Origin of the sequence: Actinoplanes sp. NPDC051343 (assembly GCF_044455125.1) — a bacterium.
Classification (GTDB): domain Bacteria; phylum Actinomycetota; class Actinomycetes; order Mycobacteriales; family Micromonosporaceae; genus Actinoplanes.
In genome coordinates this window covers 37,504-52,231 of sequence record NZ_JBITEL010000005.1, presented here as the reverse complement: position 1 = coordinate 52,231, position 14,728 = coordinate 37,504, and the positions used below count along the sequence as shown (strand labels likewise).

Below are 14,728 nucleotides of genomic sequence, written 5' to 3'. Positions count from 1 at the left end.
GCTACCCGGCCGCCCGAGGCGTCCATTTCCGGCGGGTACTGTGCCGAGGCGGCGGTCGATATCACGCGGGCGCACAGGAACGGAATCGTCGGGAGAGCCACTGATGAACGCCCAGCCCCGTCTGGTCGTGAGCGCACCGTCCTCCGGGCACGGCAAGACGGCGATCGCGGTCGGCCTGCTCGCGGCGGCGGTCGCTCGGGGCGTGACGGCGTCCGGGTTCAAGGTCGGGCCCGATCACACCGACGCCGCGTACCTCGGTCTGGCCGCCGGCCGTCCCGGCCGCAACCTCGACCCCCGGCTGGTGGGCGCGCAGCGTGTCGCCCCTCTCTTCGCGCACGGCGCGTCGGGCTCGCAGCTCGCGGTGATCGAAGGCGCGATGGGCCTCTTCGACTCGCTGACCGGACAGCCCGAGATCGACGGCACGGCGGCCGTCGCCGCCGCCCTGCGCGCGCCGGTCGTGCTCGTCGTCGACGTGGCCGCGATGGGGCATTCGATTGCGGCGCTGGTGCACGGGTTCCGCATGTTCGACGAGATGGTGCACCTCGGCGGCGTGATCCTCAACCGGATCGCCTCGCCCCGCCACGAGCAGATGCTGCGGACGGCGCTCGACGACATCGGCATGCCGGTGCTCGGTGCGTTGCGGCGCGGTGACCTGCCCAACGTCCTGCCGGCCCGGGCCCACGGGCCCGTACCGGTCGCTCACCGTACGGTCGAGGCGAGCCGCGCCGTACGCAGGCTGGGTGAGGCCGTCGTCGGCGGCCTCGACCTCGATCGCCTGATCGGGTTGGCCAACTCGGCGCCCGCACTCCCCGGCCCGCTGTGGACACCGGCCGAGGCGATCGGCGCCGACCCCTTCGAGCAGCGACCGGTGGTCGCGCTGGCCGGTGGACCGGGCGCCCCCTACACGTACGTCGAGACGGCCGAACTGCTCTCCGCGGCCGGCGCCGACGTGGCAATCGTCGACCCGCTGCGCGACGAGACGCTCCCAGCCGGAACGCGGGCGCTGATCGTCGGGGCCGGGCTTCCCGAGGGGTACGCGGAGGAGCTGTCGGCCAACCGCAGACTCTGCAGCACCGTGGCGAAATTCGCGGCCGACGGCTGGCCGGTGGTCGCCGAGGGCGTGGCGCTGCCCTGGCTCGGCCAGGAGTTCGACGGCCGGCCGATGTGCGGGGTGCTCGACGCGACCGCCTACACCGGAGAACAGACCATCGCCGGCTACCGCGAGGCAACCGCGCCGACCACCTCGGTGCTGGCGCCGGCCGGGGCGCGGATCACCGGCTACAAGCAGCACCGGGCAGTCGTGACGCCACGGGCCGGCGCGGTGCCGGCCTGGACCTGGTCGGGCGGCAACCCGGAAGGGTTCGTCTGGCGGCAGGTGCACGCCTCCCAGTTGGGCCTGCACTGGGCAGCCGCACCCGAGATCGCCAAGCGGATCGTGGCCGCGGCGATTGCCGGTCCGATGTCGCTCCAGCAGCCGGTGCCGGTGCCGGTGCCCACGGTGGCGATGTCGTCGCCCCCACCGGCCATGCCGACGGTCGGCGGGGCGCCCGCGCCGGAGATGCCGAGCCAGGTCAGCGGTCCCGACTTCGGGCCGCCGGCCGAGCGGGGCGACCTGGTGCCGGGCCGGGCCGACCGCCGGGGACCGGAGTTCGGCACGGGCTTCGGGCCGGGCGAGCCGGAGTACGCACCGTCTACGCCCGACCACATCGAGTTCGTCGCGCCGGAACCGGCCCTGGCGCAGCGAGGCCCGGCCGAGGTGCCGACGCACTTGCAGAACCTTCCGCCGCGCGGCCCCGCCGACGCGCCGGGTTTCCTGTCCGCCGAGGCGCAGGGTTTTCCGTCGCGCGGGGCGGCGGAGGTGAGTGCGCGGGCCGGCTCGCCGCAGCGTGGCCCGGTGGAGCAGCGTGGCCCGGTGGAGCAGCGTGGCCCGGTGGAGCAGCGTGGCCCGGTCGAGCAGCGTGGCCCGGTGGAGCAGCGTGGCCCGGTCGAGCAGCGTGGTGCAGTGGAGCAGCGCGGCCCGGTGGAGATGTCGGGTCTGCCACAGCGGGGGCCGGCCGGGGGCCGACCGCAGGTGCCGGGTCTGCCGGGTCGTGAGTCGGGGCCGCAGGTGCCGGGTCTGCCGTTGCGTGAGCCGGGTCCGGGTTTGGGGCCGCGTGAGTCGGGGACGCAGGTGTCTGGCATGCCGTTGCGTGAGTCGGGTCCGGGTCTTGGGCAGCGTCAGGCCGGGCCGCAGATGCCGAGGATGCCGTCGCCGGGGTTGGCTGATGCGGGGCTGGGGGAGCGGGTCGCGGCCGAGTTCGGGGCGGTCTATGGGGCGCACAGCAACGGGGTGGCCGTCGAGCGGTCCGGGGCGGCGTCTGAGCAGGGGCGTCCGCGGCCGAGTGGGGCCAACCTCAGCGACACCGTGGACATAACCGCACCCTGATCTTGAACGGTTCCGGGATCCATGGGAAGCGATCCGGAAAGAAAGCCGTCCAGCCGCGAAAACCCCCGTTGCCCGGCGCGAAAGTGTCGTACCCCACCCGTAACGTGGGCTTAACACCGACGACCGAAGGAGGACGACCGTGGCCGACCGTGTGCCGCTGGACTTCGACCCGCCGGTTCGTCAGCTGAGAGCATTGCTGCTGGGAGTTGACGACAACGAGCTGACCGCGCCGACACCGTGTGACGATTGGACGGTCGCCGCCCTGCTCGACCATCTGATGGGCCTGGCCTACGCCTTCACGCAGGCCGCCCGCAAGCGCACCGACACCCCCGGCGCCGACGGGCCGCCGCCGCAGCCTTCCGCCCAGCGGCTCTCCCGGCACTGGCGCAGCCGCCTGCCGGTCCTCCTCGAAGACCTTGCCACGGCGTGGAAAGACCCGGCCGCCTGGACGGGCACGGCTACCGCGGGCGGCGCGACCATGCCGGCGACCGCCATGGGCACCGTCGCCATGAACGAGCTGATCATGCACAGCTGGGATCTCGCGCGGGCCACCGGCCAGGACTATGCGGCCGACCCGCGCACGCTCGAGGTGCTGCTCGAGTTTCTCTCCCAGGGGCCGTCCGAGGGCGTCCCGGGCATGTTCGGGCCGGCGATCCCGGCCGACCCCGAGGACGAGCTGCTCCAGCAGGTCCTGTGCCGGGCCGGCCGCAACGCCCGCTGGCGCCCGCCCCGCAACCCGGAACTGCCCGTGATCCCGGCCGCCTGACGGCCAACGCCCGTCTCAGCCGCCTGACGGTCAACGCCCGTCTCAGCGGCCTGACGGTCAACGCCCGTCTCAGCGGCCTGACGGTCAACGCCCGTCTCAGCGGCCTGACGGTCAACGCCCGTCTCAGCCGCCTGACGGTCAACGCCCGTCTCAGCCGCCTGACGGCCAACGCCCGTCTCAGTTGCTGTCGCCCGACGACCCGGAACCGGAGTGCGTGCCCGCGCGGGCGCCGGAGTGAGAGCCGGAGTGCGAGCCGGAGTCGGAGTGCGAGTCCGAGCTGGTGTGGGAGTCGGAGTGGGAGTCCGAGCCGGAGTGGGACCGCGAGCCGGAGTGCGAACCTGAGTGGGAGTCGGAGTGCGAGTCCGCGTGCGAGCCGGAGTGGGAACCCGAGTCCGAGTGGGAACCCGAGTCCGAGTGGGAACCGGAGCCGGAGTCCGCGGCTGATTCTGAGCCCGAGCCGGAATCGGAGCGGCTGTCGGAGGTGCTGTGCCGGTCCGAGTCGCGGCTGTCGGGGTCGTGGCCGCCGTAGGTCAGCGCGTGGGAGGGCGGCGTGAACTTCAGTTTCGGCTGGCCCTTCAGCGCGTCCCGCAGCGTCTCCGCGAGCGTGTATTTCGAGATCGTCGACCGGCCGGAACCGACGTTGTCGTTGGAGTTGTCCGGGTCGGCGACGAAGGCGGCCGCGGCCAGCTGCGGGGTGAAGCCGCAGAACCAGGCCGTGCGGTTGTTGTCGGTCGTGCCGCTCTTGCCGGCGACCGGGCGGTGCAGCGTCGCGTACACCATCGGCGACGTCTGCCACCCGCCGCAGCTGCCCTTCGACGCGCCGTACCCGGTCACGCAGCCGGCGGCGTCCGTCGCTGCCCGGGCCACGTCGGGGCTGAAGGCCCGATGGCATCGCGGCGCCGCGATCAGTTTGCCCTGGAAGGTGGCGTTGGAGCCGTCCCGGTTCTTGATCGAGCGGACCGGCAGCGGCTCGCAGTAGGCGCCGTCGGCGGCGACCGTGGCGAACACGTTGGCCATCTCGATCGGCTGGACGTCGCTGACGCCGAGCGTGAACGCGCCCCAGCCGGCGGAGTGTTCCGGTGACGCCAGTTCCTTGTCGATGCCGGTGCGCCACTGCAGGCCGAGTCGCTCCGCCATGGCCACCGCCTTGTCGGCGCCGACTTTTTCTTCCAGCTGTACGAAGTACGTGTTGACCGATTTGCCGAAGCCGCTCCACATTGTCTGCGTGCCGGTCATGCCCTGGCTGGAGTTCTTCGGGCACCAGCGGTGGCCGCACGCGGCCGGTCCGGGCGCCACGATGTATTTCGACACGTACTGCGGTGGGCTGTAGAAGGACGTGCTCAGTGGCATCCCGGATTCCAGCGCGGCCAGCATGGTGAAGATCTTGAAGGTGGAGCCGGCCTGGTAGCCGGACATGGTGCCGCCGCCGAGGAGCGGGTTGACCGTGTTCGGATAGTTGCCCTTGGCGTGTTTCCGCTTCGACGGGTCGCTGTGTTTGCCGTTGTGCGACTGGTCCAGCGAGTACGTCCGGTTGACCGCCATGCTGACGATCCGCCCGGTGCCCGGTTCGATCACCACCTGGCCGTGGGCGTACTTGCTGCGCTTCTTCTCCTTGGCGAGGATGTGCTTCATCGCCGAGGCCTGGATGGACGGGTCGATCGACGTGATCACGGTGTAGCCGCCGCGGCGCAGGTTCTCCTCGCGTTCGACCGGGTTGCGGCCGAAGGCCGGCTGCCGCATCCACCAGTCTTTGAAGTAGTCGCAGAAGAAGCCCCAGTCGTTGTGCTTCTCCGAGATCGACACGCAGTCGTTGGGCGGCGTGCTCAGATGCAGGGTGATCTTCGCCTTTTTCGCGGCGAGGGCCTGGGCCGGGGTGATCGAGCCCATCTTCTGCATCTGGTCGAGCACGTAGTTGCGGCGGGAGATGGCCGCGCTCTGGTTGTGGCTCGCCGGGTCGAAGGCGGAGGGTGCTTTGACCAGGCCGGCCAGCAGGGCCGCCTGCCCGAGGTCGAGGTCCTTGGGCAGTTTGGAGAAGAAGATCTGGGAGGCGGCGTAGACGCCGTACGCGCGGTGCCCGAAGTAGGCCGCGTTGAGGTACCGCTCGAGGATGTCCTGTTTCGACATGCGCTTTTCGACTTCGAGCGCGAGCCGCATCTCCCGGATCTTGCGCCCGGTGGTCTGTTCGGTCGCGTCCAGCGCCTCCTGCGGGGTCTTCGCCGCGTCGCGCAGGGCCATCCGCACGTACTGCATGGTCAGCGTGGACGCGCCCTGGGAGACGCCGCCGGCCTGCTGGTTGGCGACGAATGCGCGGGCCACGCCTTTCGCGTCGACGCCGTGGTGCTCGTAGAACCGGCTGTCCTCGGACGCCACGATCGCCTCGGTGATGTACGGCGACATGTTCTGGATCTTGGTTTGTTTGCGGTACTCCTCGTAGAACGTGGTCAGCAGGGTGCGACCGTCCCGGGCGTACACGTAGGTGGTCTGCGCGTTGGGCACGACGGTGAGTTCGTCCGGCATGTTCTGCAGGGCGTGGGCGCCGGCGTTGATGCCGATGCCGGCGAGGGCGGTGAGGGGGTAGGCGAGGCCGGCCACGACGAGGCTCGCGATCAGCCCGGCTCGGATGAGGGGTGCGACTTTTCCGGCTGACACCCCTCGAAGGTATGGCAAAAGGGCTCACATCCGGACGGAACGGCCGAACATGAGAGAACCCACAGCCAAGACCGGACGAAACGGCCCAAAGAGGCAGCCGGAACGGGGTCCGTCATGCTTGGTGGCATGACGATCGACCTCGGACACCACGGTGACGCGGAGGTGGGCGCCGGTCTGATCGATCTCGCCGTCAACGTGCGGCACGCGCCGATGCCCGAGTGGCTTTCCGCGCCGTTGGTGCGGTCGTTGGGCGGGCTCGCCGCGTACCCGGAAAATGCGCAAGCCGTCGCCGCCGTGAGCGAGAGGCATCGCCGCGACCGGGACGAGGTCCTTCTGACCGCCGGCGCCGCCCAGGCGTTCGTGCTGCTCGCGCAGGCGTTGCGCGGAGCGCGGCGCCCGGTCGTGATCCACCCGCAGTTCACCGAACCCGAGGCCGCCCTGCGCAACGCCGGGCATGAGGTCGAACGCGTGATCTTGTCGGAGGCCCGGGGGTTCCGGCTCGACGCCTCGCTGGTGCCCGAGGACTCCGACCTCGTTTTTGTGGGCAATCCGACCAATCCGACGTCGGTGCTGCACCCGGCCGAGGAGATCGCGAAGCTGGCCCGGCCCGGGCGGGTGCTCGTCGTCGACGAGGCATTTTCGGACACGACCTATCGGCCGGGGTTCGCCGGCGAGCCGGAGTCGCTGGCCGGCCGCCGCGATCTTCCCGGTCTGGTGGTGCTGCGCAGCCTGACCAAGACGTGGGGCCTGGCCGGTCTGCGCATCGGCTATCTGCTCGGCCCGGCCGATCTGCTGCCCCGGCTGGCCGCCGCGCAGCCGCTTTGGCCCGTCTCGACGCCGGCTCTCGCCGCCGCGATCGCCTGCTCCTCGCCGGCCGCGGTCGCCGCCGAGCGAACGATCGCCGCGAGCCTGGCCGGCGATCGCGCTCACCTGGTGGGACGGCTGGGCCGGGTGCCGAAACTCACGGTCGCGGGTGCTCCCGCAAGTGCCTTTCTTTCGGTACGCCTGGACGGGGCGGCCAAAATCCGCCACGAGCTACGTCGACGTGGCTATGCCGTGCGCCGCGGCGACACCTTCCCCGGGCTGGGCGTCGACTGGCTGCGGCTGGCCGTGCGCGACACTGCCACCACCGACGCATTCGTCGACGTCCTGACCGCAGTGCTGGAGGAACGACCGTGACCCTGGAGACGACCATCGAGGCCATTCGGCCCGCGGACGAGGCAGCCATGACGGCGGCCCGCGAGCTGCAGGCGCGGCTGACCAAGCCGGCCGGTTCGCTGGGCGCGCTCGAGGAGTTGTCGGTGCGCCTGGCCGGGCTGGCCGGCGTCTGCCCGCCGCCGATGCCCGAGCCGGCCACCGTCGCCGTCTTCGCGGGCGACCACGGCGTGCACGCCCAGGGCGTCAGCCCCTGGCCGCAGGAGGTCACCGCCCAGATGGTGGCCAACTTCGTGGCCGGCGGCGCGGTCGTCAACGCGTTCGCCCGGCAGGCCGGCGCCGAGGTCATGGTGATCGACATCGGCGTCTCGATCCCCCTTCACGGCGGCCCGAACCTCCTCGACGCCAACGTGCGCCGGGGCACCCGCGACATGACCGCCGAGGCCGCCCTGACCCGCGACGAGGCCCGGTCCGCGGTCGAGGTCGGCATCGCGGTCGCCGACCAGCTGGTCGCGGCCGGCGCGAAGTGCCTGCTCACCGGCGACATGGGCATCGCCAACACGACTCCCGCGGCGGCGCTGACCGCGGTCTTCACCGGTGCCGGCCCGGCCGCCGTGACCGGCCGCGGCACCGGCATCGACGACACGATGCTCGGGCACAAGACCGCGGTGATCGCGGCCGCACTCGACCGGCACGCCCCCGACAGGACCGACCCGCTGGGTGTCCTCGCCGCGGTCGGCGGGCTCGAGCACGCCGCGCTGACCGGCTTCATCCTCGGCGCGGCCGCCCACCGCGTGCCGGTGATCGTCGACGGCGTGATCGCCGCGTCGGCCGCGCTGGCCGCCGCCGCGTTCGCCCCCGACGCGGTCGCCGCGATGATCGCCGGGCACCGCTCGGCCGAGCCGGGCGCGTCGGTCGCCCTCGCCCACCTCGGCCTCGAGCCGCTGATCGACCTCGGCATGCGTCTGGGCGAGGGCAGTGGCGCGGTGCTCGCTTTGCCGGTCGTCGCGTCGGCCGTGCGCGTGCTGCACGAGGTCGCCACGTTCGACTCGGCCGGGGTGTCGGAGAAGTGAGTCTCTATCCGCTCGCTCTGCGGCTCGAGGGCCGCCGGGTGCTGGTGGTCGGCGGCGGGGCCGTCGCGACCCGCCGGGTTCCGGCGCTGCTCTCGTCGGGCGCGCAGGTCGAGATCGTCGCGCCTGCACTGACCCCGGCGCTGCAGGGTTACGTCGACGCCGGCCGCCTGTCCTGGAGCGCCCGGCGGTTCGAGCCGGCCGACGTCGACGGGGCGTGGCTGGTCCAGGTGGCGATCGACGACGCGACGGCGGCGGCCGAGGTGAGTGCGGCGGCGGAGGCCCGCCGCGTTTTCTGCGTACGCGCGGACGACCGTGACGCCGCGACCGCGTGGACGCCGGCCGTGACCCGGCACGGCCCGGTGACCGTGGCGGTGACCGACGGGGGTGACCGGCGGCGGGCGATGGCCGTGCGCGATCTGGTCGCCGCTTCCCTGTTGTCCTCGCCGCCGGCCTCTTCCGACTACAAGGGTGTCGCCCTGGTCGGGGCCGGTCCGGGCGATCCGGAGCTGATCACGGTCAAGGGGCGGCGGCTGCTCGCCGCGGCCGACGTGGTGGTGGCCGATCGCCTGGCGCCCGGCATGCTCCTGGGCGAACTGCGGCCGGAGGTCGAGTTCGTCGACGCGGCCAAGATTCCGTACGGGCCGCAGAAGGCCCAGGAGGAGATCAACCGGGTCCTGGTCGAACGGGCCCAGGAGGGCAAGTTCGTCGTCCGGCTCAAGGGCGGCGACCCGTTCGTCTTCGGCCGCGGCGGCGAGGAGATGATCGCCTGCGCCCAGGCCGGCGTGCCGGTTCTGGTCGTGCCCGGCGTGACCAGTTCGATCGCGGCGCCCGGCCTGGCCGGCATCCCGGTCACCCACCGCGGCGTCGCCCACGAGTTCACCGTGGTCTCCGGCCACGTCTCCCCGGACAACCCGGCCTCGTTGGTCGACTGGCCGGCTCTGGCCCGGCTGCGCGGCACCCTGGTCGTGCTGATGGGGATGAAAAATCTGCCGGCGATCGCCTCCCGGCTGATCGCTGAGGGCCGCTCGTCCTCGACGCCGGTCGCCGTCATCCAGGAGGGTTCCACCGAACGCCAGCGGTCCCTGCGGAGCACCCTCGGCTCGGTCGCGGCCGACGTGCGGACGGCGGCGATCGGGCATCCGGCGGTCGTGGTGATCGGCGAGGTGGTTGATTCAGTGACAGTGGGGTAACTCACAGAAATGGATGGGCGACCACGGATGATATTGACCGGCGTCGTGCTGGACGCACCGGACGCCAACGAACTGGCGGCGTTCTACCGCCGGCTGCTGGGCTGGGACGTACTCAAGGACGAGCCGAACTGGGTCATGCTGAGCGCGCCGGGCGGCGGTCCCGGGCTCTCCTTCCAGACCGCCAGCCTTTACCGCCGGCCGGTGTGGCCGCCCGGACCGGACGACCCGCCGACGAGCATGCATCTCGACATCCAGGTCGACGACCTGGACGAGGCGGGACGCCACGCCGCGGCGGCCGGCGCGACCCTGGCGGACTATCAGCCACAAGACGGCGTCCGGGTCTACATCGACCCGGACGGCCATCCGTTCTGCCTCTACATCTAGGACTCCTGGGTCTCGCCGCCCAGCTCGTCGAGGAACGTGCGGGCCCACTGGGCGACGTCGTGCGTGCGCAGGTGCCGCTGCATGACCCGCATGCGGCGCTTGAGCTCGACCGGCTCGGCCGCGACGGCCCGCAGCAGGGCGTCCTTGACCCCGTCCGGGTCGTGCGGATTGCACAGGAACGCCTGGCGGAGCTCGGTCGCCGCGCCGGCGAACTCGCTGAGCACCAGCGCGCCGCCGGTGTCGGCCCGGCAGGCCACGTACTCCTTGGCGACCAGGTTCATGCCGTCGCGCAGCGGGGTCACCATCATGACGTCGGCCGCCACGTACATCGCGGCGAGCTCCTGCTTGCTGTACGACTGGTGCAGGTAGTGCACGGCCGGCACGCCGACCCGGGCGAACTCGCCGTTGATCCGGCCGACCTCGCGCTCGACCTTGACCCGCAGCGTCTGATAATGCTCGACGCGCTCGCGGCTCGGGGTCGCCACCTGCACCATCACCGCGTCGCCGACCTTGAGCTTGCCGTCGTGCAGCAGCTCGCGGAACGCCTTGAGCCGCAGCTCGATGCCCTTGGTGTAGTCGAGCCGGTCGACGCCCAGGATGATCGTCCTGGGGTCACCCAGCTCGGCCCGGATCTCCTTGGCCCGGGCCTGCACCTTGGGGTCGGCCGCCATCCGCTCCATCTCGCGGGTGTCGATGCTGATCGGGAAGGCGCCCGCCTTGACCTTGCGGCCGTCGACCTGGATCGACTGCCCCTCGTAGCGCAGGCCGAGCAGGTGGCGGGCCAGGCGTACGAAGTTCTGCGCCGCCAGCCGCTGCTGGAAGCCGACCAGGTCGGCGCCGAGCAGGCCGCGCAGCACCTCGGCCCGGAACGGCATCTGCATGAACAGCTCGATCGGCGGGAACGGGATGTGCAGGAAGAACCCGATGCGCAGGTCGGGGCGCAGCTCCCGAAGCATCGAGGGCACCAGCTGGAGCTGGTAGTCCTGCACCCAGACGGTCGCGCCGTCGTCGGCGACCTCGGCCGCGGCCCGCGCGAAACGCTGGTTGACCAGCCGATAGGAGTCGCGCCAGCGACGCTTGTAAACCGGCGTCTCGACCGCGTCGTGGTAGAGCGGCCAGATCGTGGCGTTGGACTGGCCCTCGTAGTAGCGCTCGAGTTCCTCGGCGCTGAGTGGGACCGGGTGGATGCGGACGCCCTCGAGCTCGAACGGCTCGGGGGCGTCACCGGTGCCGCCGGCCCAGCCGATCCAGGTGCCGCCGTGCTCGGTCAGCACCGGGTGCAGCGCCGTGACCAGGCCACCTGGACTCGTGCGCCATTGACGCTCCCCGTCGCCGGTGGTGACCTCATCGACGGGCAGACGGTTCGCAACTACGACGAAGGAACTTCGTTCGGCCACGCTGAGTGCACCTCCGGGTCGTTTCTGTTCCCACGGAGAGCCTACTGTGCGTAGTACCCGCCGGGTGCGCCCAGTACCGCATGGCTTTGATAGACCTCAGTAGCAGCCGGATGCCATCCTGGGCGCGTGACATCGTCCGTTGATCTTTTCCCGCCGAGGCGGCCACTGTTCTTCCCTGTGGTCATCGCCACGGTATTTCTTACGATCATCGGAATGACCGCCGGCTACGTGCTCGGCGAGCGTCACCGCCGCGACGACCCCTCCCAGCAGTCCCAGCAGTCCCAGCAGACGCAGGTCGCCGGCCCGGCGACGCAGTCGGTGGTCACCGCCTCGCCGGCCCCCTCGATCAGCGGCACCGCGTGCCCGTCAGCGGCCCAGGCCGCGGCTTCCGCCCTCGGCAAGGGCGGTCTCAGCCAGGTCCTGATGATCAAGACGAACAACGGCTCGACCATCTGGATCTGCGAAGATCCGAACGGTGGCCTCTACTACCAGAGTCACACCCTGGTCAACGGCCAGGACCTGGCGCTGGTCCAGAACTACAACGGCCTCTTCCTGCCCGGCGTGACCGCCACCGACACGGGCTACGTGGTGCTCGACCAGAAGAAGGACCGGTTCACGGTGACCCGCAAGAGCCTGCAGATCGAGTTCGCCGACGGCCGCCACGAGTCGTACACCGCCACCTCCGCCGTCGGGTGAACAGGGGAATCGCGGGGCCCCGGGCGGGGTTGTCGTAAGGAGCCGGAGCGGACCTGGAAAGATTGCCTGAGCATTCGGCATCAGTTTCCGCATTTCTTCCGGCACCACACATCGATCACGGAGGTAGGGCACAACCGTGGCCCAGTACATCTACGTCCTGGAAAAGGCGCGCAAGGCGCACGGCGACAAGGTCGTTCTCGACAATGTGACGCTGAGCTTCCTGCCGGGCGTCAAGATCGGTGTGGTCGGTCCGAACGGCGCCGGTAAGTCCAGCCTGCTGAAGATCATGGCGGGAATCGACCAGGTCAGCAACGGCGAGGCCCGGCTGATGCCCGGCTATACCGTCGGCATGCTGGCCCAGGAACCGCCGCTCAACGACGCCAAGACCGTCCTCGGCAACATCGAGGAGGCGGTCGCGGAGACCAAGGCCAAGCTCGAGCGGTTCAACAAGATCGCCGAACAGATGGCCACCGACTACACCGACGAGCTGATGGACGAGATGGGCAAGCTCCAGGAGGAGCTCGACCACTCCAACGCGTGGGACGTCGACTCGCAGCTCGAGCTGGCGATGGACGCACTGCGCTGCCCGCCGCCGGACGCCGACGTCACCCAGCTCTCCGGTGGTGAGCGCCGCCGGGTCGCGCTCTGCAAGCTGCTCCTCGAGGCGCCCGACCTGCTGCTGCTCGACGAACCCACCAACCACCTCGACGCCGAGAGCGTGAGCTGGCTGGAGCAGCACCTGTCCAAGTACGCCGGCACGGTCATCGCGATCACCCACGACCGGTACTTCCTCGACAACGTGGCGACGTGGATCCTCGAGCTGGACCGGGGCCACGCCTACCCCTACGAGGGCAACTACTCGACCTACCTCGACAAGAAGGCAGCCCGCCTGAAGTTGCAGGGCCGCAAGGACCAGAAGCTGCAGAAGCGCCTCACCGATGAACTCGAGTGGGTCCGGTCCAACGCGAAGGCCCGCCAGACCAAGTCGAAGGCGCGCCTCGAGCGGTACGAGGAGATGGCCACCGAAGCGGAGAAGACCCGCAAGCTCGACTTCGAGGAGATCCAGATCCCGCCGGGCCCGCGCCTGGGCGACACGGTCATCGAAACCAAGGATCTGACCAAGGGCTTCGACGGCCGTACGCTCATCGACCATCTGTCGTTCTCGCTGCCGCGTAACGGCATCGTCGGCATCATCGGCCCGAACGGCGTCGGCAAGACCACGCTGTTCAAGACCATCGTCGGGCTGGAGCAGCCGGACGACGGCACAGTGCGCATCGGTGAGACCGTGCAGCTTTCCTACGTCGACCAGAACCGGTCCGGCCTGGACGGCACCAAGACGGTGTGGGAAGTCGTCTCGGACGGGCTCGACCACCTGATGGTCGGCAAGGTCGAGATGCCGTCCCGGGCGTACGTCGCGGCGTTCGGCTTCAAGGGCCCTGACCAGCAGAAACCGGTCAAGGTGCTGTCCGGCGGCGAGCGTAACCGGCTCAACCTCGCGATGACGCTGAAGATCGGCGGCAACGTGCTCCTGCTCGACGAGCCGACCAACGACCTCGACGTCGAGACCCTCTCCAGCCTGGAGAACGCGCTGCTCGAGTTCCCCGGCTGCGCCGTGATCATCTCCCACGACCGGATGTTCCTCGACCGGGTCGCCACCCACATGCTCGCGTGGGAGGGCACCGACGAGGACCCCGACAAGTGGTTCTGGTTCGAGGGCAACTTCGACGCGTACGAGAAGAACAAGATCGACCGCCTCGGTGCCGACGCGGCCCGTCCGCACCGGGTCACCTACCGCAAGCTGACCCGTGACTGACAGATTCATCCACGACGTTCCCGTGCGCTGGTCCGACATGGACGCGTACGGGCACGTCAACAATGCGCGCTTCCTCACGCTGTACGAGGAGGCGCGCGTTGCCATGTTCTTCGTGGGCGCGCGCAAGCACGGCCTCGGGTCGTTCGAGGAGGGCATCGTCGTCGCCCGCCACGAGATCGACTACCTGCGCCCGGTCAACTACAGCGAGCCGGTGCGGGTCGAGATCTGGATCTCCGAGCTGCGGGCGGCGGCGTTCACCGTCTCGTACGAGCTGTTCGACGCGGGCGTGCTGGCCAGCCGGGCCAAATCGATCTGCGTCCCCTACAACCTGGCCGAGGGCCATCCGCGCCGGCTCAACCAGACCGAGCGCGACTTCCTCGCGCCGTACTACTCCGGATGACCGCGCACGGCCTGGCCGGGGTCGCCGACGCCGGGGCCTTCCTGGCCCGGCTGGTCCGGCTCGACCCGGCCGCGCCGGTCCGCCTCAGGTCGTCGGGCGGCCGAACCGCCTTGTGGGCCCGCCTTCCCTGGGAGGTGCTGGTGACCCGCGAGGTGGCGGGGACCGGGCCGGGCGATGCGACGGTCTCGGCCTCCGAACTGCTGTCGGTGCTGGCCAAGGGCGGTGACACGCTGCCTGCTCTTCGCGACGCGCAGTGGCGCTGGCCGCTGCCGCCCGCCTCGGCTCTCACCGTGGAGTCCGTTTCCGGCGCCGAACTCGCGCGCCTGGCCGCCGCGGCGGCCGGCACGCTTCGCGAGGTCGCGGCGGGCGCGCTCGGCGATCGGGCGATCGGCCAGAGAGCTGTACGCGATGCGCTCCTCGATCATGTCGCGTTGACCGTGACGCCGTCCGCCGGTGAGCCGGTCGAGGTGTCCCAGCGACTCGTTCAGGCGATCTCCCGCATGGGTTTCCTCGGACCGGACGGAGTGGACAGTCCCGAGACCCGGGTCCGGACAGCCGGAAAATGGGTGGGTCTTTCTGCACCATATGGAGTTGCGTGGCTACAGAAAGTCAATAAATTGGCCGTTGTGCCTATAGGTGTACACCCGATCGGGTGATGGAGGATCGGACAACCGGATCCGCCCTCCCGTTGGGGGGATGACCTCCGCGACCTGTACGGGTACCGTCGGCCCTCGGATCCAGTCGCTACGTCCGGCGACCAGGTCCGCTGGGGAGTGAGGT

At 70.6% G+C, this 14,728-nt stretch carries 11 protein-coding genes and 1 pseudogene; 10 read left to right on the top strand and 2 right to left on the bottom strand.

The window, feature by feature from the left end; genetic code table 11:
* Positions 1 to 103: 103 nt before the first annotated feature.
* Entirely contained in the window at positions 104 to 2,425 is a 2,322-nt protein-coding gene (locus ACIA5C_RS17735; protein WP_396055756.1) for a cobyrinate a,c-diamide synthase, read from the top strand.
* Positions 2,426 to 2,564: 139 nt separating this feature from the next.
* Entirely contained in the window at positions 2,565 to 3,191 is a 627-nt protein-coding gene (locus tag ACIA5C_RS17730; RefSeq protein ID WP_396055754.1) for a TIGR03086 family metal-binding protein, read from the top strand.
* 531 nt (positions 3,192 to 3,722) lie between these two features.
* On the opposite strand, the pseudogene ACIA5C_RS17725 reads toward ACIA5C_RS17730, so the two are convergent.
* Positions 3,723 to 5,858 (bottom strand): annotated as a pseudogene (locus tag ACIA5C_RS17725) (transglycosylase domain-containing protein); the annotation flags it as partial.
* A 108-nt stretch (positions 5,859 to 5,966) separates the two neighbouring features.
* Here ACIA5C_RS17725 and cobC point away from each other — a divergent pair.
* The 4 genes from cobC to ACIA5C_RS17705 are packed head-to-tail and all read left to right on the top strand — an operon-like array spanning position 5,967 to position 9,642.
* Positions 5,967 to 7,019, top strand: coding sequence for an Rv2231c family pyridoxal phosphate-dependent protein CobC (gene cobC / locus ACIA5C_RS17720; protein ID WP_396055752.1), 1,053 nt, complete (start codon positions 5,967 to 5,969; stop codon positions 7,017 to 7,019).
* Positions 7,016 to 8,068: a nicotinate-nucleotide--dimethylbenzimidazole phosphoribosyltransferase gene (gene cobT / locus ACIA5C_RS17715; protein ID WP_396055750.1), complete on the top strand. Its 1,053-nt coding sequence runs from the start codon at positions 7,016 to 7,018 to the stop codon at positions 8,066 to 8,068. The genes cobC and cobT overlap by 4 nt, the downstream gene beginning before the upstream one ends.
* Positions 8,065 to 9,258, top strand: coding sequence for a uroporphyrinogen-III C-methyltransferase (gene cobA / locus ACIA5C_RS17710; RefSeq protein ID WP_396055748.1), 1,194 nt, complete (start codon positions 8,065 to 8,067; stop codon positions 9,256 to 9,258). Before cobT ends, cobA begins: the two co-directional genes overlap by 4 nt.
* A gap of 27 nt (positions 9,259 to 9,285) precedes the next feature.
* A complete protein-coding gene (locus ACIA5C_RS17705) occupies positions 9,286 to 9,642 on the top strand; it encodes a VOC family protein (protein ID WP_396055746.1) in 357 nt (118 codons plus the stop codon).
* Here ACIA5C_RS17705 and ACIA5C_RS17700 read toward each other — a convergent pair.
* Positions 9,639 to 11,039 carry a trehalose-6-phosphate synthase gene (locus ACIA5C_RS17700; protein WP_396055744.1) on the bottom strand — a complete coding sequence of 467 codons (1,401 nt, stop codon included), beginning with the start codon at positions 11,037 to 11,039 and terminating at the stop codon, positions 9,639 to 9,641. The two genes, ACIA5C_RS17705 and ACIA5C_RS17700, sit on opposite strands and share 4 nt — an antisense overlap.
* A 213-nt stretch (positions 11,040 to 11,252) precedes the next feature.
* Between ACIA5C_RS17700 and ACIA5C_RS17695 the strand changes: the two genes are divergently transcribed.
* The 4 genes from ACIA5C_RS17695 to ACIA5C_RS17680 all read left to right on the top strand — a co-directional run bounded on the left by ACIA5C_RS17695 (position 11,253) and on the right by ACIA5C_RS17680 (position 14,604).
* Complete coding sequence (locus ACIA5C_RS17695; RefSeq protein ID WP_396055742.1) at positions 11,253 to 11,735, top strand: hypothetical protein; 483 nt, start codon at positions 11,253 to 11,255, stop codon at positions 11,733 to 11,735.
* A gap of 136 nt (positions 11,736 to 11,871) precedes the next feature.
* Entirely contained in the window at positions 11,872 to 13,548 is a 1,677-nt protein-coding gene (ettA, locus tag ACIA5C_RS17690; RefSeq protein WP_396055740.1) for an energy-dependent translational throttle protein EttA, read from the top strand.
* On the top strand, positions 13,541 to 13,948 hold the full coding sequence (locus ACIA5C_RS17685; RefSeq protein ID WP_396055738.1) for an acyl-CoA thioesterase: 408 nt from the start codon (positions 13,541 to 13,543) through the stop codon (positions 13,946 to 13,948). Before ettA ends, ACIA5C_RS17685 begins: the two co-directional genes overlap by 8 nt.
* Positions 13,945 to 14,604 carry a hypothetical protein gene (locus ACIA5C_RS17680; RefSeq protein ID WP_396055736.1) on the top strand — a complete coding sequence of 220 codons (660 nt, stop codon included), beginning with the start codon at positions 13,945 to 13,947 and terminating at the stop codon, positions 14,602 to 14,604. Before ACIA5C_RS17685 ends, ACIA5C_RS17680 begins: the two co-directional genes overlap by 4 nt.
* Positions 14,605 to 14,728: the final 124 nt, after the last annotated feature.

Bases quoted from the DNA above. Each gene is read 5' to 3' on its own strand.
- ACIA5C_RS17735 (WP_396055756.1), top strand. From the start codon at position 104: ATGAACGCCCAGCCCCGTCTGGTCGTGAGCGCACCGTCCTCCGGGCAC.
- cobC (WP_396055752.1), top strand. From the start codon at position 5,967: ATGACGATCGACCTCGGACACCACGGTGACGCGGAGGTGGGCGCCGGT.
- ACIA5C_RS17705 (WP_396055746.1), top strand. From the start codon at position 9,286: ATGATATTGACCGGCGTCGTGCTGGACGCACCGGACGCCAACGAACTG.
- ACIA5C_RS17695 (WP_396055742.1), top strand. From the start codon at position 11,253: ATGACCGCCGGCTACGTGCTCGGCGAGCGTCACCGCCGCGACGACCCC.
- ACIA5C_RS17680 (WP_396055736.1), top strand. From the start codon at position 13,945: ATGACCGCGCACGGCCTGGCCGGGGTCGCCGACGCCGGGGCCTTCCTG.